The sequence below is a fragment of the Oleiphilus sp. HI0080 genome (assembly GCF_001635135.1).
Window position 1 is genome coordinate 1 of sequence record NZ_LWFU01000263.1, and the last position, 606, is coordinate 606.

Annotated in this window: 1 protein-coding gene; it reads right to left on the reverse strand. The window is 47.0% G+C overall.

All coding sequences use genetic code 11. The features are described from left to right. Nucleotides 1–64 precede the first annotated feature (64 nt). The coding region (locus A3751_RS02775) for a flagellar motor protein (RefSeq protein ID WP_068451825.1) at nucleotides 65–606 on the reverse strand (542 nt) is incomplete at its 5' end.

Genomic DNA, 606 nt, shown 5'->3' on the forward strand with positions numbered 1-606 from the left:
CAGCCAGCGGTCATGATTTTCGTTTGAATTATGATGTCTGGAGCGTTTCATGAAAAAGCGCGCCTCAATCTGTTGAGTCTAAGTGCAAATAGCCTTTCAGCTTCAGCTCAAGGGAGCGAGGGTTCTCGCCCTCTGCAATGGAAATCAAACCATCAACAAGCATTTCGTGGTATCGAACGTGGCGTTCAACCTGGTATCGAATCTTGTTAGCGACGGGGAGCAAAAAGAGGTTCGCAAATCCCACCCCGTATATAGTAGCAACAAATGCCGTCGCAATACCTGCGCCGAGTGAGGATGGGTCAGCGAGATTGCTCATCACCTGAATCAATCCTAGTACCGCGCCAATTATTCCAATTGTCGGTGAGTAACCCGCCATAGAGTCATAAACCTTTGCGAGATCGAGATCACGCTGCTCGCGCGAATACATGTCTACCTCAAGAACCGACCGTATTGATTCTGGCTCAGAACCATCAACTAGGAGCTGCAAGCCTTTTTTACAAAAAGACTCCCGTTCTTTTGATAACACATCTTCTAGCCCAAGCAAACCTTCCTTTCTCGCTTTAATACTCCAAGAGAGCAACTTGTGTATGCCATCATCTATCGAAA